Raw genomic sequence first — 16,642 nt, forward strand, 5'->3', positions numbered from 1 at the left:
TGAGTACAAGGTCGTCCTTCCKCGKYGGCTTCCATGGGGGCGGCTTCCATGGGGGCGGCTTCCATGGGGGCGGACACCGTCCCCCTTCCATTTTCGACCGCTGATTTCTCTTGCCGTCCCAACAAAAAAACGCCGGGGGCTTCCCCGGCGTTTTTTCCTATGTTCCTGTACATTCTCGGTTTCCGATATGTCGGTTTCGTTCAGTACACCTTCTTCTGGCCCATGTCCGCTTTGATGATTTCCACGGATTCCTTGAACCTCATCGCATGGACGATTTCCCGTTCGCGAAGGAACTTCAAGCTGTCCTGCAAATCGACGTCGTCCGTATAATCGATGAGCCATTGATAGGTGGCGCGGGCTTTTTCCTCTGCCGCGATATCCTCGTACAGATTCGTAAGCGGATCGCCCTTGGCCGCGATGTAAGTAGCCGTCCAAGGAACCCCGGCTGCGTTCTCGTAGAACAAGTCCCCGCCATGATTGACAAAATCGGCCCCCAGCCCCGCCGCTCTCAGCTGGTCGGGTGTAGCGTCCTTGGTCAGCTTGTAAATCATCGTCGCGATCATTTCCAGATGGGCGAACTCCTCCGTGCCGATATCGTTCAGAACTCCAATAACCTTATCGGGAATCGTGTAGCGCTGGTTCAGGTAGCGCAGCGCCGCCGCCAGCTCTCCGTCCGCTCCCCCGTACTGCTCCGTCAGGAATTTCGCCATCATGGGATCGCATTTGCTCACTCGAACCGGGTACTGAAGCTTCTTTTCATAGAGCCACATTCTACCACCCCGCTTTCCCTCAAATGGGCAGACGCCGCTGCCTTCTCCCGCTCCGCTTCATGCCCTGCTGTCCCTTCAGCCGGCGGCGACAGGGAGAGCCTTGGCGGCTCTTCCTTCACCGCCGATGCGCATCCGCTGCACCTGCGCTGACAGCCCGCACCGGCTCTCTTGTCTGCCTGCCGCATTTCCGACCCCGCCGAACACATGCGGTCATACCTGCCACGGCCATGGAGTCTCGCTCCACTGCCATGGATATCGGGAGTAGCTGTTGCCGAAGTTCACGAGCGGGCCGAACTGCATTTCGAACTGCTGGGCGCAAGCCTGCCGCTTTTGGGCCAGCTGGTTGAACTGCTGGATCGCCTGCATGTCTCCCGGATGGGTGTTGAGATACAGATTCAGCTCCACAAGCGCGAAATCCAGCGTCTGGAGCTCCTTCAACTGGGCATAGTAAGCTTCCGTGTCAAACGCCTGCTTCTCCTCGCTCATAGGTCGCGGTCAGCTCCTTCCGCATCTGGATTCGTAAGGACTGTAGAGCGCCGGCCACAGCGTGCCCAGCCTAAGAGCTTCCTCGAGCGGATACTGGGGCAGCCCCATCGGCTGATAGGGAATATACTGGTTCGGAGGAATGACGTACGTCTTCACCTGAATGGGCGGACAAGGGTCGAACGGGCCATGGAACGGGTACCACTCCCGGTAGCCGGCCCCGGGCACTCCCGGAGGAGGAATTTCTCCGCCTTGATAGCCTGCCGGCTGAACGGCTCCATACCCTCCTTGGGCTTGATTTCCGCCCTGATAACCGGCGGGCTGGACGGCGCCATACCCTCCTTGGGCTTGATTTCCGCCTTGATAGCCTGCCGGCTGAACGGCTCCGTACCCTCCTTGGGCTCCGTTGCCGCCGTATCCTCCTTGAGCTCCATAACCTCCCTGGACAGGAGCCTGGAACTCGGGCTCATTGCGATAAGTTCCGGGAGAATAGCCTTGATTCCCGATGACGCCGCCGTATGGACCCGGTGCAGCGCCGTACGAAGCCGGAGCTCCCGCTCCTTGCCTGCCTGCCTGCATGTTCATGCCATCATCCCTTCTGACTGACCTGGGCGCGTCGGCTCGTCAAGCCGGGACATTCGGCGCCCTGCTGTTATGCTCGTTTAAAAGGTATGTAGGATGGCTTTTCCAACTTGCCATCTTTTTAAAAGCCTCGCCGTCCGGCTTGAAGGGCAGGGCGGCTCATACGGGCCGCCTCGCATGAGCTTCCCGTCCTTCGGACCCGCTCGTTGCCCGCACACGCGCCCGGCGTCCAGATCCGATGCTTGAACCGGGCAAGCATGTCCGATACGGGGCGCCGATCGTCATCTTCCCGCAGCAGGACGGCCATCGGCAACGCGGGCTATAGCCGCGAACAAACGAGCCGCATCGACTCCGGATGCCGCCATATGCTCCTCTCCGGCTTTGTCCAGGCCCATCCATACGGATGCGGTATAACGTGCCGTATACCCGACGAACCAGGCATCCCGGCTCGCTCCCGGAGGACCGCCCTCCAGCTGCGTCGTACCGGTCTTGCCAGCCACTCCCGGACCCAGGCCGGCCTTCCTGCCGGTTCCGTCCCGGGCGGCTTCTTGCAGCATGGAGGTCATGGCGGCCGCCGTTGCAGCCGACATCGCCCTCTTGCCCGCCGGCTGGAAGGCGTAGACGATTTTGCCGTGCCGATCCGTGATGCTGCGGATGAGATGCGCTTCCTCAAAGCTTCCTCCGGCCGCGAACGCCCGGTAAGCCTGGGCCATCTCGACCGGCGTGACTCCCGTGGACAGCCCTCCGAGCGCAATCGCGAGATTCCGGTCTTCCTTCCCAAGCCGGATTCCGAGTCCCGAAGCGAATTTCATTGAGGCTTTCAAGCCGATCTGCTGAAGGAGCCATACGGCGGGGGCATTGATTGAATTCTGGACCGCCTGCCGCATCGGGACGCTTCCCCTGTACACCCCTCCCGGATTTCTCGGAGCGTAGCTGCCGTAGCTGGCTTGGCGGTCCTCCAGCATGGACTCCGGCGAGTACAAGCCCGTCTCCAGCGCCGGCCCGTATACGGAGATCGGCTTGAATGCCGAGCCGGGCTGCCGGCGGGCGAAAGCCCGGTTGAACCCGCCTGAAGCCCCGCCGCTCCCCCCTGCGAAGGCTATGATTTCCGCGGTGCCGTTGTCCAGTACAACGGCCGCGGCTTGAACCGGCCGGCCGGAAGAGCTTTTGGGAAGGCCGGCATCCAGCGAGGACAGGTTCTCAAGGCCGCCTTGCAAGCCGGCATCCAGTCCGATGGCGATCGTATATCCCCCTCCGAGCAGCTCTTCTTCGGTCAGCGAAGCTCTCTCCTCCGCCTCCCGGAAGACGGCTTCCGCGAGAGAAGCGCTCGCCGTCTTTTGCGGCGCCGCAGGCGCCTTGTAATCGACAGCGCCGGCCGCCTCCATTTGCCGCTGCGTAATATATCCTTGCTCGAGCATGAGCCGCAGGACGACTTGGCGCCGCTCCTTGCTGCGCTCCGGGTGGTCGATCGGATTGAACAGCGCCGGTCCCTTCGGAATCGCGGCAAGCGTCGCGATCTGCCACAGCTCCAGACTGTCCAGCCTGGACACGCCGAAATACCGCTCGGCCGCCGCTTTCACGCCGTACAGCTGCTTGCCCATGTAGACCCGGCTCAAATACTGGCGCAGCAGCTCTTCTTTGGAATAACGCCGTTCCAAGGACAGCGCGGCGGCCATTTCAAGAGCTTTGCGCAGCAAGCTCTTCTCATTGGACAGGTAGGCCGTCCTGGCGAGCTGCTGCGTGATGCTGCTGCCTCCCTCGACGATCCGGCCGCTGGAGACATTGGCTGCCGCGGCTCTAAGCAAGGCGCGGAAGTCGATGCCGCCATGCGAATAGAACCTTTTGTCCTCCGTCGCCACAAAGGCTTCCTTCAACAAAGGAGGGAGCCGCCGCTCCAGCTCACCTCCACGATATCCATGCCGCGGGCTCGCCAGCACGCCCAGCTGCTTGCCCTGGCGGTCGATCAGAAGCGAGGGCGACACCGGCTCGCCAAGGGCGCTCGCGCCGTCCGTGACGACGTCTCCCGCCCAATGCAGCGCGGCGATTCCGAGCATGCATAAGGCTGCCGCAAGCGCCGCCGCATCGAACCAGAAGCGGCTTTGTCCCAAGGGAAGGCGGCGCCGCGGCTTCTTAGACTTTCTTTTCATCCGGCGCATCGGACGCATCCGCCCTTTCTCCATTCCGCTGCTCCCAGCGCTGCAGACGCCCCCGAATGTCGGCCAGCTGCTTCTCCGCTCGCAGGCAGCTCCTCATCAGCGTCTCTTCCGGCAGCCCTTCCGCATCCGGCAGGAAGACTTCATACTCTTCCCGCAGCTTGCCGGAGCGCCAGTGGAAGAAAACCAGAAACAGGGCTGCGCATGCCGATAGAAGCGCCGGCTTGGCGCCGACATGATTGACGATCCAGGCTGCCGACCGTGCCGGCAGGCTCTCTCCTCCGATCCCGCTTGGCCGGGTCATGAATCTCAGCAGCCGCAGCAGCAAGTATCCGCACGCTCCGCTGAGAACGGCCGATGAAACGCAGACGAGATAGAATTTTCTTCGGATAGCTTCAAATGACATGCCGCAATCCCTCCCTATGCGTATGACCTTATCAAGAAGATCTTAATAACAGCGGGAGAGGCTGCTTAGGAAATTCTTAACTTTCCGGCCGGAGATCGTTACTCACGCGAGAGATAAGATCTTCACCGCATCGTTCCGAGGAGAAGAATCCGAAATTCCTTCCCTGCCAGGTGGAGGACTTCGAAATTCCATCCCCTTCCAGAAGAAGGGAGCCGAAGTCCCGCAGCGCGAAGGGCTGTGCTACAATAGGTGGAAAAAAATACTACCAGGGGGTTCCTCATGTTCGGAACGGATGCGGAAGCGAGATTCACGCCTTTCGGGGCGGCCCATCTGGCCAGCCTGCTGCTCATTGCCGCCGTCGTGCTGGCCGTCTACCTGCTTCGCCGCAAGCTCGCCCTGAAGCCGGCTCCCGGACGCTTCCTCCTGGCGGCGCTGCTGGCGGCATGCGAGATTCTGCTCAATGTCTGGTATGTGCGGGGAGAGGTGTACAGCCCTTCCTCTACGCTGCCGCTCGAGCTCTGCAGCATCTCCCTGTACCTTTCCGTCCCCATGCTGCTGCTGCGCAGCCGTTTTCTGTTCGGCATCGTCTACTTCACGGCGCTCGGCGGAGCTCTCCAGGCGCTGGCCACGCCTGTGCTCGCTTACGCTTACCCGCATTTCCGTTTCCTGGAGTTTTTCATCGCGCACGGGCTGCTGATTATCTCCGCCCTCTACATGGTCTGGGTGGAAGGATTCCGGCCGACGCTGCGCTCCGTCTTCACCGCCTGGGCAGCCGTCAATGTCATCGCTGTCTTCGTGTATGCCGTCGACAGGCTGACGGGAGCCAACTACATGTTCCTGGCGCGCAAGCCTCGTCCTCCTCGCTGCTCGATGTCCTCGGTCCTTATCCGTGGTACATCCTTTCGCTCGAGCTGGTCGCTCTGCTGCTCTTCTTCCTGCTGTATCTCCCCTTCGCCCGCTTCAACCGCACGGAGGACAACAAGCAGCCGGCCGCCTCCTGATCCTGAATGGAGGCTTGCAGCCATTCTGCTATTTTCATGATTGCGGAATAAAATCAAACAAGCTGCCTCCGGTTCAATGCCGGCGCAGCTTGTTTTTGTTGCGTGTTGGTTTTTTTACAGCCGAATCCGGAGCTTGAACAGTCCGGCCTTGCGGGCAGCCATGTAGATGATGACGACCAGCGGTCCGATGAAGACGCCGATGACGCCGACCAGCTTGAAGCCTACATACAGGCTGACCAGCGCGGAGATCGAGCCGATGCCGACGGAATCTCCGAGAATCTTCGGCTCGATGATCCGCCTGACGACCGTAATGACGAGGAACAGCACCAGAAGGCCGATTCCCGTCCCGACCTGGCCCGTCATCATGAGGTAGGCCGCCCAAGGGACGAGCACGGACCGGTGCCGAGAATAGGCAGGATATCCACGACGACGATCAGCAGCGCGATGGCGAGGGAATAGTTGATTCCGAGAATGACGAGGCCGAGCAGCGTGATGATGTACGTGACGAGGCTGAGCAGCAGCTGGGAACGCAAAAATCCGAAGATGGAAGACTTGAGATTGTCCAGCACCGATCCGACCTGCACCTGGGAATCCTCGTGGAACTGCGACAGGAATGACTTGCGCATCGTATTCAGGCTGAAGCTGAACATGTATACGGCTACGATGAACACGATGAAGAAGATGAACATTCCGGGCAGCCCCGAGGCGAACTGGACGACGGACTTGGAGAAGCCCGTCACGACGGACATCAGCGTTCCGGTCAGGCCGCCCAGCACCTTCTCCAGCTGCGCCGCCGCATCGGGAGGCATGTTCGTGTACAGATCCTTGGCGTTGTCGATCGTATGCAGGAAGTATTGGTTGGCATCCGCCACCATGCCCGGCACGCGATCCCAGAAGGCGATGAGCTCGGCGATCAGCTTGAAGCCGATGCCTCCCGCCAGTGCAAGCAGCGCAAGCGTGAAGAGCGTGCAGGAGACGATCGCCGCCGACAGCCGGTTCATCCTCGCCCGGCGCATCAGCAGGCCGTTCAGCGGCTCCAGGAAGATCGCGACGACGAGAGCAAGCAGGAACGGAGCCCCGACGGTGAAGCTCAAGTACAGAAGCAGCAGGCCTACAGCGATGAAAACAAGGGTTTTGACAGACATCGGCTTCTCTCCCCAAGGGGTGCGGCGCCCCTGGCTGATCCCGGCCGCATCCCCGGCAAGAGCTGTATCCAGCCTGTCAGGGTTCAGCTGTCGGCCTGCTCCGCATTTTCGGACAGGGCTTCGGCTGCGGGATCGCGGTAGATATGTACGCGCAGCACGCGAAGTCGCTGGCAATCTGCTATCTCAAATACATATTCGCCATAAACGACTTTCTTGCCTCTTGCAGGATTTCCTTCCAGCCGGATGAAGAGCCATCCTCCGATGGAATCGACATCCTCATCCTCGATGTCCAGGCGGAACATATCGTTGATATCGTCGATGAGCATGCGCCCCTCGACGGTCGTCACCTGATCCTTGACGACGACGCTCGGCTGGTCCAGGTCGAATTCGTCATGGATCTCGCCGACGATCTCCTCAAGGATCATCTCCGTCGTCAGCATGCCGGCCGTGCCGCCGTATTCGTCCACGACGATGGCCAGCTGCGAATGGCGGCGCTGCATGAGCTGCAGCACCTGGCTGATCTCCATCGATTCCGGCACGTTCAGCACCGGCCGGATCAGCTCGCGGACATTATGGTTGCGTCCCGCATCCGCCGTCAGCAGGTCGGTGATATGGACGAACCCGATGATCTGATCCTTGTCCTCGAGACCGACGGGATAGCGCGTATGTTTGGTGCGGTAGACGATGTTCAGGTTGTCCCCGAAGGACTGGTTGGCGAACAGGCAATCCATATCCGTCCGGGGCAGCATGACCTCGCGGGCCACCATGTCGGAGAAATCGAAAATGTTGTCGACGAGCTTCATTTCGTTGGAATCGATGACTCCGCTCTTGGCGCTCTGGTTGACGAGCAGGCGGATCTCCTCCTCGGTATGGGCCGTCTCATGCTCGCTGGCCGGAGCGATGCCGAACAGCTTCAGCAGGCCGTTGGCCGCTCCGTTCAGCACGACGATCGCCGGCTTGAACACCTTGTAGAAGAACATGAGCGGTCCGGACAGCCAGAGGGATACGCCCTCCGCCTTCTGGATGGCCAGCGACTTGGGAGCGAGCTCGCCGAGCACGATATGCAGGAAGGTGATGACCAGGAACCCGATGATCAGGGACACCGTCGAAATGACCGTTTCGCTCGTGACTCCGAACTTGAACAGCAGAGGCTCCACGATCATATGCGATACGGCCGGCTCGCCGACCCAGCCCAGTCCAAGCGAAGCCAGCGTAATGCCGAGCTGGGTCGTCAAGGTGGCCGGCCAGGTCATCCGGATCGGCGAGATCGAGGCGCCGCCGAACGATCTGTCCGCCGACGAGCTTCGCGAGCTGACGGAGCAATCTTCCGTCCGGGTCGTCGACAAGGCGACGGAGGCCAGGATGACGGCTTACATCGATCAGATCAAGGCCGAAGGAGACTCTATCGGAGGCGTCGTGGAGTGCATCATCGAAGGAGCTCCTGTCGGACTCGGCTCGCATGTGCAGTGGGACCGCAAGCTGGATTCGCGCATTGCAGGCGCCGTCGTCAGCATCAACGCGTTCAAGGGCTGCGAGATCGGCATCGGATTCGAGGCCGGTGTGCTGCGCGGCTCGCAGGTGCATGATCCGATCCTCTACAGCGAGGAACGCGGCTACCATCGCGCCTCCAACCGCGCAGGCGGCTTTGAAGGCGGCATGACGACCGGAGAGCCGATCGTCGTGCGCGGCGTCATGAAGCCGATCCCGACTCTCTACAAGCCGCTCGCAAGCGTAGATATCGACACGAGAGAGCCGTTCACCGCCCAGGTGGAGCGCTCCGACAGCTGCGCGGTTCCGGCGGCGAGCGTCGTCATGGAGCATGTCGTCGCCTGGGAAGTGGCGCGGGCGTTCCTCGAGAAGTTCGGCGGCGATTCCATGGAGGAAATCCGCGCCAACTACGACGCCTACCTCAGGCAAGTAGGGGAATACTAGCATGCGCGAGCTCACGGTCAATCTCGGGGACAGATCGTATCCCATCTGCATCGGCCAAGGGCTGATTCAGCGAGCCGGCGAGCTGTTCGCGGAGAAGGCGATCAGCCGCAAGTCTCCGCTGCTGATCGTCACCGACGAGAATGTCGCGGACAGATGGCTGGAGCCGCTCGCTGCGGCGCTCGAAGCTTCGGGCTATGCCGCGGCGCGGTTCATCGTTCCGGCCGGGGAAAAGTCGAAGTCTCTGGACATGTTCCAGAACGTCATCACGGCTTGCCTCGAAGCCGGCCTGGACCGCAAGTCCGCCATCGTGGCGCTCGGCGGCGGCGTTGTCGGGGATCTGGCGGGTTATGCCGCCGCATCCTATATGCGCGGCATCCGATTCGTCCAAGTGCCGACGACGATTCTGGCGCATGACAGCAGCGTCGGCGGCAAGGTGGCGGTCAATCACCCGCTCGCCAAAAACATCATCGGCGCTTTCCATCAGCCGGAGCTCGTGCTGTACGATCTGGATACGCTGCTTACACTGCCTCCGCGCGAGGTGAGCAGCGGCCTGGCCGAAGTCGTCAAGCACGGCCTGATCCGGGATGCCGGATTCGTCGAATGGATCGTCGGCCATGCAGGACAGCTGCTGGCGCTGGAGCCTGACGTCCTCGGACATGCCCTGTACAAGGGCTGCTCGGTCAAGGCGGAAGTCGTCTCCCGGGACGAGCGGGAGAACGGCCTGAGGGCCATTCTCAATCTGGGGCATACGATCGGACATGCGCTGGAGGCGGTCGCCGGTTATGACGAGCTGCGCCACGGAGAAGCGATTTCGATCGGCATGATCGGCTCCGCCATGCTCGGCGTCGAGCTTGGAGCGCCGCTGGAAGTCTACGAGACGACGAAGCGAGCGCTGGAATCGGTAGGGCTTCCGGTCGCCCTGCCGGAGCATTACGATACGGATGCCGTCATGGAAGCGATGATGCATGACAAGAAGTTCGGCGAAGGCCGGATGACCTTCATCGTGCCGACGGCCGTCGGCACGGTCGAGATTCGAAACGGCATCGAGGCTGGCATGGTGAGAGCCATCGTCGAGAGGCTGAAGCGGGAGGAGAGATGGACATGAGCGTAAGGGGAATTCGGGGAGCGATCACGGCGGACTCCAACGAGGAGCGTCCCATTCTGGATGCGACGCTGGAGGTTCTCCAGGGGATCGTAGCCGACAACGGTATCGATCCGGAAGACATATGCAGCGTCATGATTACGGTAACGGCCGATCTCGACGCCGCATTCCCGGCGAAGGCGATCCGGGAAATGGACGGCTGGGAGCTGGTGCCTCTCATGTGTTCGGTCGAGGTTCCGGTAAAGGGCAGCCTGGAGCGCTGCATCCGCTTGATGCTTATGGTCAACACCGACCGGACGCAGCGGGAGATCCGCCATGTGTACATGAAAGGCGCAAGGGCGCTGAGACCGGATCTGAGCGGCACTTCGGCTCCCTAGTCCGCCGCGGCCCGAGGGAGCTTGAACAAGCTTTCCAGCCCGTTTTTCGGTCATTCGGCGCTTGCAGGCCAATCCTTTCTTCTTGACGCCTGCAAGGAACGTCCTGTATAGTTGAGGCAGTTAAGCAAAGTCCGAGTGGGACTTTCCAAGGTAGTCTTCGCACATGTCCGGCGGCAAGAGGGCCGAGAGTGGCGGGGAGCCTTAGATGAGACTAGACGAGTTGAGTTTGAGCTGAAGCATGGAGGACAGCCCGATGCGGCTGCTTCATTCGCGATCGCCGATCTTTTCCGCATGGAGATGGGGTTCGTGCATGATTCCTTGCCTGCCGTCGTCTTTTTTTGTCTTATCTATTGGAACGCTCCCGCGCCTTGCGGGAGCGTTTTTTTGCTTTTCTGCATCCTGGATTTTCAGAAGGAGACGATAAGCGATGAATCAAGAGCTTGAGACGATCAAGTCGATGGCAGGACGCTACAACCTTATTCCGGTCGTAAGGCAGCTGCTGGCCGATACGGAGACGCCGATCCGGCTGTTCCAGCATTTTGCCGGCGAGAAGCGCGCGTTCCTGCTTGAAAGCGTAGAAGGCGGAGCGAAGTGGGCGCGGCATTCCTTTATCGGCATGGACCCGTTCATGATGATCAGCGGCAAGAACGGCTCCATGATGATGGAAACGAACGGTGAGCGCATCGAGCTTGAGGGCAAGCCGCTGGAAGCTCTTAAAGCAAGATTGAGGGCATACCGAAGCCCCGAGCTTGCGGGACTTCCTTCCTTTACAGGCGGGGCGGTCGGGTTTTTCGGGTACGATCTGCTCCACTACTACGAGAATCTGCCGCGGCACAGGCAGGACGACCTGCAAATGAACGATCTTCAGTTCATGTTTTGCGATACGATGATCGTGTTCGACCACTTCAAGCAGCAGATTCAAGTCATCGGCAATGTGCATATTCCGGAAGCCGCCACGGACAGCGACATCGAGCGCATGTACAACGCTGCGGTGGGCAGGATCGACACCGTGCTTGACCGGATCCGGCAGCCGGTGCCGCTTCCGCTTACATCAGGCGGAGCTCTTCCGGAGGATCCCGATCTCGGCGATATCCGATCCAATGTGACGAAGGAGCAGTTTCTCGCGAACGTGGACACGGCCAAAGAGTACATCCGCGCGGGAGACATCTTCCAGGTCGTTCTGTCCCAGCGGTTCCATGTCGAGACGGAAGTGGATCCGCTCCATGTATACCGGGTGCTTCGCACGCTGAATCCTTCTCCGTACATGTATTATCTCAAAATGGATGAGGAGGTCATCGTCGGAACATCCCCCGAAGCGCTGGTGAAGGTGTCCGAGGGCAAGGTGGAGACGAGGCCGATCGCGGGCACGAGGCCGCGGGGCAAAACCGCCGAGGAGGACCTCGCTCTCGAGGAGGAGCTGCTCGCCGACGACAAGGAGCGGGCGGAGCATTTGATGCTCGTCGATCTCGGCCGCAACGACATCGGCCGCGTGGCGGAGTTCGGCACGGTAAAATGCGATTCCTTCATGCAGATCGAGCGGTATTCCCATGTCATGCATATCGTGTCCAACGTGACGGGCAAAATGCGCGGCGACCGTGATTTCTTCGACGCCTTCATCAGCTGCCTGCCGGCCGGAACGGTCTCGGGAGCGCCCAAGCTGAGAGCGATGGAAATCATCGCCGAGCTCGAAAACGAGGCGCGCGGCGCTTATGCCGGGGCGATCGGCTACTTCGGCTTCAGCGGCAAAAGCATGGATACATGCATTACGATCCGGACGATCATCTTCAAGAACGGCAAAGCCTATGTCCAGGCCGGAGCGGGAATCGTCTGGGATTCGGTGCCGGTCAAGGAATACGAGGAGACGGTGAACAAGGCCAAGGGCATGCTCAAGGCGATCCGCATCGCCGAAGCGGCTTTTCCGCCGGCTGCGAAGACCGTTCCCGAGCTGCAGCTCGTCAACAGCGACTATTACGCCGATACGATGAAGGAGGCGCGGACATGATGGAAGCCATGCAAGGAGTGACGGCCGCCGAAGCTCTTGGGCGCCTGATCGGCGGCGGCAGCTTGAGCCGCGAGGAAGCCGGAAGCGTCATGCGTCTCATCATGGAGGGAGAGGCGACCTCCGCCCAGATCGGCGCCATCGTCACCGCCCTCCGCATGAAAGGAGAGACCGTGGACGAAATCAGCGGATTCGCCGAGGTCATGCGCAGCTACTCCGACCGTGTCAGCACGACCCGCGACGGCCTGCTCGATACTTGCGGCACAGGCGGCTCGGGCATCCATAAATTCAATATCTCCACATCCTCTTCCATCATCGCGGCGGCTGCCGGAGTACGGGTCGCCAAGCATGGCAACCGCGCGATGTCGGGCAAGGCCGGCAGTGCGGATGTGCTGGAGGCGCTCGGAGTCAACATCAGCCTGACGGCGGTGCAGGCGGCCGAATGCCTCGAGGAGATCGGCATCTGCTTCATGTTCGCGCAGCTCTATCATCCCTCTCTGCGGCATGCGGCGGTTCCGCGCCGCGAGCTCGGCGTGCGCACGATCTTCAACATGCTTGGACCGCTCACCAACCCGGCAGGAGCCGACCGCCAGCTGCTCGGGCTGTACGACCGCTCCCGCACGGAATCCGTCGCCCGCGTCCTCGGCGGACTCGGCCTGAAGCGGGCGATGGTCGTCTCCAGCTACGACGGACTGGATGAGATCAGCATCTCCGCCGCGACTCAGGTGTCGGAATTGGCTGAGGACGGAACAATCCGGACCTACGATTTGACGCCGGAATCGCTGGGGCTGCGCCGCTGGCCGCTGGAGGCGATATCCGGGGGCAGCCCGGCGGACAACGCGGAGATCATCCGCGCGATCTTCAATGGCGAGGAGACAGGCGCATACCGGGATATCGTTCTTTTGAACGCCGGGGCTTGCATCTATGTCGGAGACAAGGCACAATCGCTGGAGGAAGGCGTGGAGCTTGCGCGCCGCATCATCGACGGAGGAGCCGCCGCAGCGAAGTTGCAGCAGCTGATCCGCAAGACGGGAGAATACAGCCATGTTTCTGGATAAGATTGTCCATACCAAAAAAGAAGAAGTCGCTGAGCTTGCTTCCCGATTCAAGCTGGGAGAAGCCGAGAAGGAGATTTCGCGGATGGAGCCTGCGAGGGGATTCATCCATGCCGTCACCGCAGGACGGAAGCGTTCCGTCGGGCTGATCGCGGAAGTGAAGAAGGCGTCTCCGTCCAAAGGGCTGATCCGGCCGGATTTCCAGCCGGAGAAGCTGGCCCGGTCGTATGAGAGCGCCGGAGCGGACTGTCTTTCGGTGCTGACCGACAAGGACTATTTCCAGGGGGCGAACGAGTATTTGACGGCCGTCTCCAGCGCGGTGAAGCTGCCGCTGCTGCGCAAGGACTTCCTCATCGACTTCCGCCAGGTCTACGAGGCCAGGCTGATCGGATCCGACGCCGTTCTGCTGATCGCCGCCATCCTGAAGCGGAACGAGCTGAAGGAGCTGCATGAGATCGCCGAGTCGATCGGGCTCGACGTTCTCACGGAAGTTCATGACGAGCGGGAAATGGACATGGTGCTTGATCTCGGCCTGGCCAGGCTGGTCGGAATCAACAACCGCAACCTGCATACATTCGAGACGGATCTCGGCACGACGGCAAGACTGGCGGCGATGGCGCCGCCGGGAGTGTCCCTGATCAGCGAAAGCGCGATCTCCAAGCCGGAGGACGTCGAGTACGTCGCCTCTGCCGGAGCTTGCGGCGTTCTGGTCGGAGAGCATTTCATGCGCCAGCCGGATCCCGGGCAGGCTGTCCTGGAGCTGATGGGAGCGGCAGCAGCCAGATGACGGGCGCTGAACGACCGACAGGGCATCGGCACGCGATTCCTCTGCTCAAACTATGCGGCATCAGGGACGAAGCGGCGGCAAGTCTCATCGGCGGGCTTCCGGTGGATTACGCGGGGTTTATTTTCGCCCGCAGCCGCAGGCAGGTATCGCCGGAGCAGGCGGGAGCATTGATTGCAGCGCTGCGTGCGGGCGCCGGCCCGGCCCGCGGGGATTCCCCTTCGCCGCTAGCGGTGGGCGTATTCGTGGATGCATCTCCGCAAGAGCTGGAAGCGGCGCTCAGGCATGCTCCGCTCCAGGCGCTGCAGCTGCACGGGAACGAAGAGCCGGAGCTGTGCCGAATCGCCGCCGGCTTCGGCGTTCCGGTCTGGAAGGCTCTGCATGCGGATCCGGACGGAACTCCGGCCGGCATCAGCCGCAAGCTAGGGGAATTTGCGGAGGCGGGAGCGGAAGCTTTCCTGCTCGATACGGCAGGCGGCGGCACCGGCAAGACATTTGATTGGAGCCTCATACCGGCCTATCAGGCAGCAGCGCGCAGCGTCGGGAAGAAGCTTTTCATCGCCGGAGGGCTTCATGCCGGCAACGTATCGAGTTTGATCGAGCAATTTTCGCCAGACGGCATCGACGTCTCGAGCGGCGTTGAAGCCGCAGGCGTCAAGGACCCGGAGCTGATCCGGGCATTTACGGAAAGGGTGAAGCCAGCATGATTCAAGTACCAGACGCAAGCGGACGATTCGGCAAGTTCGGCGGCCGTTACGTACCGGAGACGCTGATGAACGCGCTCCTCGAGCTTGAGGAGGCGTACAAGCATTATTCCCAGGACCCTGACTTCCAGGCTGAAGTGAACGAGCTTCTCCATACCTATTCCGGCAGGCCGACATCCTTGTACTTCGCCGAGCGGCTGACTCGGCATCTGGGCGGAGCGAAGATCTATCTCAAGCGCGAAGACCTCAACCATACTGGCGCCCATAAAATCAACAATACGATCGGACAGGGCGTACTCGCCAAGCGGATGGGCAAGAAAAAAATCATCGCCGAAACCGGCGCCGGCCAGCATGGCGTCGCTTCCGCCACGATCGCGGCCCTGCTCGGACTTGAATGCAAGGTCTTCATGGGCGAGGAAGACATGAAGCGCCAGCAGCTCAACGTGTTCCGGATGCAGCTGCTTGGGGCGGAAGTGGTGCCGGTGCTCTCCGGCACGCGCACGCTCAAGGATGCCTGCAACGAAACGCTGCGCTACTGGGTCAGCAATGTGGACGATACGTATTACATTCTCGGTTCAGTTACGGGCCCTCATCCATATCCGATGATTGTAAGGGATTTCCAGCGCATCATCGGAGACGAGGCTCGCGAGCAGATTCTGAAGGATGAGGGACGGCTTCCGGATTACATCGTGGCCGCCGTCGGCGGCGGCAGCAACGCCATGGGCATTTTCTACCCGTTCGTAGGAGACGAATCCGTCCGTCTGATCGGCGTCGAAGCGGCCGGACGCGGCGTGGATACGGAGGAGCATGCCGCCACGATGACCAAGGGCCGGCACGGCGTCTTCCAAGGCTCTCTCAGCTACGTCCTGCAGGATGAGACCGGCCAGGTGCAGCCGGCGCATTCCATTTCCGCCGGACTCGACTATCCGGGAATCGGCCCCGAGCATGCCTATCTCAAGGATGTCGGCCGGGCGGAATACTTCCCTGTCACCGACGCCGAGGCGCTTGAGGCTCTCCAGCTGCTGTCGCGGACGGAAGGCATCATTCCCGCCCTGGAGTCGGCCCATGCGATCGCGCATGTGATGAAGCTGGCGCCGTCCCTGCCCGCCGGCCAGACGATCGTCGTCAGCCTCTCGGGCCGGGGAGACAAGGATGTGGAAACGATTATGGGATATCTCGGAGGGCTGAAGCATGAATCCAATTGACCTCGTCTTCGAACGGCTCCAAGCAGAGAAGCGGACGGCGCTCATTCCATTCATCACGACCGGTGACCCCGATCTGCGCACGACGGTCGATATCGTCGTCGAGCTGGAGAAGGCTGGAGCCGACATGATCGAGCTCGGCGTGCCGTATTCCGATCCGCTTGCCGACGGCCCTGTCATTCAAAAGGCTTCCGAGAGAGCTCTGCGCAATCCGATTACGCTGGAAGCATGCGTCGATGTCGCGGCCAAAGCCCGGGAGGCAGGCGTCAAGATGCCCTTCATCCTGTTTACTTACTACAATCCGGTGCTTCAGTACGGCCTCGAGCGATTTTTCACCCTGCTCCACGAGCAGGGCATCAGCGGCCTGATCATCCCGGACCTCCCGATCGAGGAGGATGGCGAGGTTCGCGAGATGGCGGCGGAAGCGGGCGTCCATCTCGTGCCGCTCGTGGCGCCGACCTCCAAGGCGCGCGTCCAGCGGATTGCCGCCGAGGCCCAGGGCTTCGTCTACTGCGTGAGCTCGCTCGGCGTGACGGGCATGCGCAGCGAGTTCCATGCCGGCCTCGAAGGCTTCCTGGAATCGGTGCGCGAGGCGACGCCGCTGCCGATCGCCGTCGGATTCGGCATCAGCAGCCGGGAGCAGGTGGAGCGGATGAGCGCCAGCGCGGACGGAGTCATTGTCGGCAGCGCGATCGTCCGCCAGGTGGAGGAGGCGCTGCCGCTGCTCTCCGATGAAACGACGTACCGGCAAGGCATCGAGCAGATCGGCCGCTTTGTCGCCGGATTGCGGGTGTAGCCTGCTCGGCAGCCATGCCTGACTTGCTTCGCCGTGAGCATCGGCTTCCTTCGGGAGGCCGATGCTCTTTCTGATAGTGCAACGCTTTAAAGTGCTTCCATCTTTCCGCCATCTGTGAGACAATAGATGCCATAACGCAACACCCAGGCGG

17 protein-coding genes and 1 pseudogene are annotated in these 16,642 nt (G+C 61.3%); 10 read left to right on the forward strand and 8 right to left on the reverse strand.

Annotated features, from left to right (window positions below; genetic code table 11):
- Nucleotides 1–200: 200 nt before the first annotated feature.
- The 5 genes from BN871_RS14610 to BN871_RS14630 all read right to left on the reverse strand — a co-directional run bounded on the left by BN871_RS14610 (nucleotide 201) and on the right by BN871_RS14630 (nucleotide 4,394).
- A complete protein-coding gene (locus tag BN871_RS14610) occupies nucleotides 201–770 on the reverse strand; it encodes a manganese catalase family protein (RefSeq protein WP_021879558.1) in 570 nt (189 codons plus the stop codon).
- 210 nt (nucleotides 771–980) lie between these two features.
- Entirely contained in the window at nucleotides 981–1,256 is a 276-nt protein-coding gene (locus tag BN871_RS14615) for a spore coat protein CotJB (RefSeq protein ID WP_021879557.1), read from the reverse strand.
- Between the two features lie 9 nt (nucleotides 1,257–1,265).
- On the reverse strand, nucleotides 1,266–1,481 hold the full coding sequence (locus BN871_RS29115; protein ID WP_048746933.1) for a spore coat associated protein CotJA: 216 nt from the start codon (nucleotides 1,479–1,481) through the stop codon (nucleotides 1,266–1,268).
- 635 nt (nucleotides 1,482–2,116) lie between these two features.
- Nucleotides 2,117–3,943, reverse strand: coding sequence for a transglycosylase domain-containing protein (locus BN871_RS14625; protein ID WP_198158049.1), 1,827 nt, complete (start codon nucleotides 3,941–3,943; stop codon nucleotides 2,117–2,119).
- A gap of 22 nt (nucleotides 3,944–3,965) precedes the next feature.
- Nucleotides 3,966–4,394: a hypothetical protein gene (locus BN871_RS14630; RefSeq protein ID WP_048746908.1), complete on the reverse strand. Its 429-nt coding sequence runs from the start codon at nucleotides 4,392–4,394 to the stop codon at nucleotides 3,966–3,968.
- 279 nt (nucleotides 4,395–4,673) lie between these two features.
- On the opposite strand from BN871_RS14630, the gene BN871_RS14635 reads away from it, so the two are divergent.
- A complete protein-coding gene (locus BN871_RS14635; protein ID WP_232313080.1) occupies nucleotides 4,674–5,435 on the forward strand; it encodes a TIGR02206 family membrane protein in 762 nt (253 codons plus the stop codon).
- A gap of 74 nt (nucleotides 5,436–5,509) precedes the next feature.
- Here the strand turns inward: BN871_RS14635 and BN871_RS29665 are convergent, their stop codons facing one another.
- From BN871_RS29665 to BN871_RS14645, 3 genes are all read right to left on the reverse strand, one after another.
- Nucleotides 5,510–5,761, reverse strand: a complete 252-nt coding sequence (locus tag BN871_RS29665) for an AI-2E family transporter (RefSeq protein ID WP_269745431.1) — start codon at nucleotides 5,759–5,761, stop codon at nucleotides 5,510–5,512.
- The gene (locus BN871_RS14640; RefSeq protein WP_269745432.1) at nucleotides 5,758–6,540 is read right to left on the reverse strand and encodes an AI-2E family transporter; all 783 of its coding nucleotides are present in this window, start codon (nucleotides 6,538–6,540) and stop codon (nucleotides 5,758–5,760) included. The genes BN871_RS29665 and BN871_RS14640 overlap by 4 nt, the downstream gene beginning before the upstream one ends.
- Before the next feature lie 83 nt (nucleotides 6,541–6,623).
- Nucleotides 6,624–7,775, reverse strand: coding sequence for a hemolysin family protein (locus BN871_RS14645; RefSeq protein ID WP_232313082.1), 1,152 nt, complete (start codon nucleotides 7,773–7,775; stop codon nucleotides 6,624–6,626).
- Between BN871_RS14645 and aroC the strand changes: the two are divergent.
- The 9 genes and pseudogenes from aroC to trpA all read left to right on the forward strand — a co-directional run.
- Nucleotides 7,771–8,472 (forward strand): annotated as a pseudogene (aroC, locus tag BN871_RS14650) (chorismate synthase); the annotation flags it as partial. The gene BN871_RS14645 and the pseudogene aroC overlap by 5 nt on opposite strands.
- A 1-nt stretch (nucleotide 8,473) precedes the next feature.
- Nucleotides 8,474–9,577 carry a 3-dehydroquinate synthase gene (aroB, locus tag BN871_RS14655; RefSeq protein WP_048746910.1) on the forward strand — a complete coding sequence of 368 codons (1,104 nt, stop codon included), beginning with the start codon at nucleotides 8,474–8,476 and terminating at the stop codon, nucleotides 9,575–9,577.
- Nucleotides 9,574–9,951: a chorismate mutase gene (gene aroH / locus BN871_RS14660; RefSeq protein WP_048746911.1), complete on the forward strand. Its 378-nt coding sequence runs from the start codon at nucleotides 9,574–9,576 to the stop codon at nucleotides 9,949–9,951. The genes aroB and aroH overlap by 4 nt, the downstream gene beginning before the upstream one ends.
- 427 nt (nucleotides 9,952–10,378) lie before the next feature.
- Nucleotides 10,379–11,953, forward strand: coding sequence for an anthranilate synthase component I (trpE, locus tag BN871_RS14670; RefSeq protein ID WP_021881618.1), 1,575 nt, complete (start codon nucleotides 10,379–10,381; stop codon nucleotides 11,951–11,953).
- A complete protein-coding gene (gene trpD / locus BN871_RS14675) occupies nucleotides 11,950–13,008 on the forward strand; it encodes an anthranilate phosphoribosyltransferase (protein WP_083436455.1) in 1,059 nt (352 codons plus the stop codon). Before trpE ends, trpD begins: the two co-directional genes overlap by 4 nt.
- A complete protein-coding gene (trpC, locus tag BN871_RS14680; protein WP_048746915.1) occupies nucleotides 12,995–13,792 on the forward strand; it encodes an indole-3-glycerol phosphate synthase TrpC in 798 nt (265 codons plus the stop codon). Before trpD ends, trpC begins: the two co-directional genes overlap by 14 nt.
- The gene (locus BN871_RS14685) at nucleotides 13,789–14,496 is read left to right on the forward strand and encodes a phosphoribosylanthranilate isomerase (RefSeq protein ID WP_021881620.1); all 708 of its coding nucleotides are present in this window, start codon (nucleotides 13,789–13,791) and stop codon (nucleotides 14,494–14,496) included. The genes trpC and BN871_RS14685 overlap by 4 nt, the downstream gene beginning before the upstream one ends.
- Nucleotides 14,493–15,698 (forward strand): tryptophan synthase subunit beta, encoded by a 1,206-nt coding sequence (gene trpB, locus BN871_RS14690; protein ID WP_048746917.1) that lies wholly within the window; start codon nucleotides 14,493–14,495, stop codon nucleotides 15,696–15,698. Before BN871_RS14685 ends, trpB begins: the two co-directional genes overlap by 4 nt.
- Nucleotides 15,685–16,491, forward strand: coding sequence for a tryptophan synthase subunit alpha (trpA, locus tag BN871_RS14695; protein WP_048746919.1), 807 nt, complete (start codon nucleotides 15,685–15,687; stop codon nucleotides 16,489–16,491). Before trpB ends, trpA begins: the two co-directional genes overlap by 14 nt.
- Nucleotides 16,492–16,642: the final 151 nt, after the last annotated feature.

Origin of the sequence: Paenibacillus sp. P22 (genome assembly GCF_000469945.2) — a bacterium.
Taxonomy (GTDB): domain Bacteria; phylum Bacillota; class Bacilli; order Paenibacillales; family Paenibacillaceae; genus Paenibacillus_O; species Paenibacillus_O humicus.

Bases quoted from the DNA above. Each gene is read 5' to 3' on its own strand.
- BN871_RS14610 (WP_021879558.1), bottom strand. From the start codon at position 770: ATGTGGCTCTATGAAAAGAAGCTTCAGTACCCGGTTCGAGTGAGCAAA.
- BN871_RS14615 (WP_021879557.1), bottom strand. From the start codon at position 1,256: ATGAGCGAGGAGAAGCAGGCGTTTGACACGGAAGCTTACTATGCCCAG.
- BN871_RS14630 (WP_048746908.1), bottom strand. From the start codon at position 4,394: ATGTCATTTGAAGCTATCCGAAGAAAATTCTATCTCGTCTGCGTTTCA.
- BN871_RS14635 (WP_232313080.1), top strand. From the start codon at position 4,674: ATGTTCGGAACGGATGCGGAAGCGAGATTCACGCCTTTCGGGGCGGCC.
- BN871_RS29665 (WP_269745431.1), bottom strand. From the start codon at position 5,761: ATGATGACGGGCCAGGTCGGGACGGGAATCGGCCTTCTGGTGCTGTTC.
- BN871_RS14640 (WP_269745432.1), bottom strand. From the start codon at position 6,540: ATGTCTGTCAAAACCCTTGTTTTCATCGCTGTAGGCCTGCTGCTTCTG.
- aroB (WP_048746910.1), top strand. From the start codon at position 8,474: ATGCGCGAGCTCACGGTCAATCTCGGGGACAGATCGTATCCCATCTGC.
- aroH (WP_048746911.1), top strand. From the start codon at position 9,574: ATGAGCGTAAGGGGAATTCGGGGAGCGATCACGGCGGACTCCAACGAG.
- trpE (WP_021881618.1), top strand. From the start codon at position 10,379: ATGAATCAAGAGCTTGAGACGATCAAGTCGATGGCAGGACGCTACAAC.
- trpD (WP_083436455.1), top strand. From the start codon at position 11,950: ATGATGGAAGCCATGCAAGGAGTGACGGCCGCCGAAGCTCTTGGGCGC.
- trpC (WP_048746915.1), top strand. From the start codon at position 12,995: ATGTTTCTGGATAAGATTGTCCATACCAAAAAAGAAGAAGTCGCTGAG.
- BN871_RS14685 (WP_021881620.1), top strand. From the start codon at position 13,789: ATGACGGGCGCTGAACGACCGACAGGGCATCGGCACGCGATTCCTCTG.
- trpB (WP_048746917.1), top strand. From the start codon at position 14,493: ATGATTCAAGTACCAGACGCAAGCGGACGATTCGGCAAGTTCGGCGGC.
- trpA (WP_048746919.1), top strand. From the start codon at position 15,685: ATGAATCCAATTGACCTCGTCTTCGAACGGCTCCAAGCAGAGAAGCGG.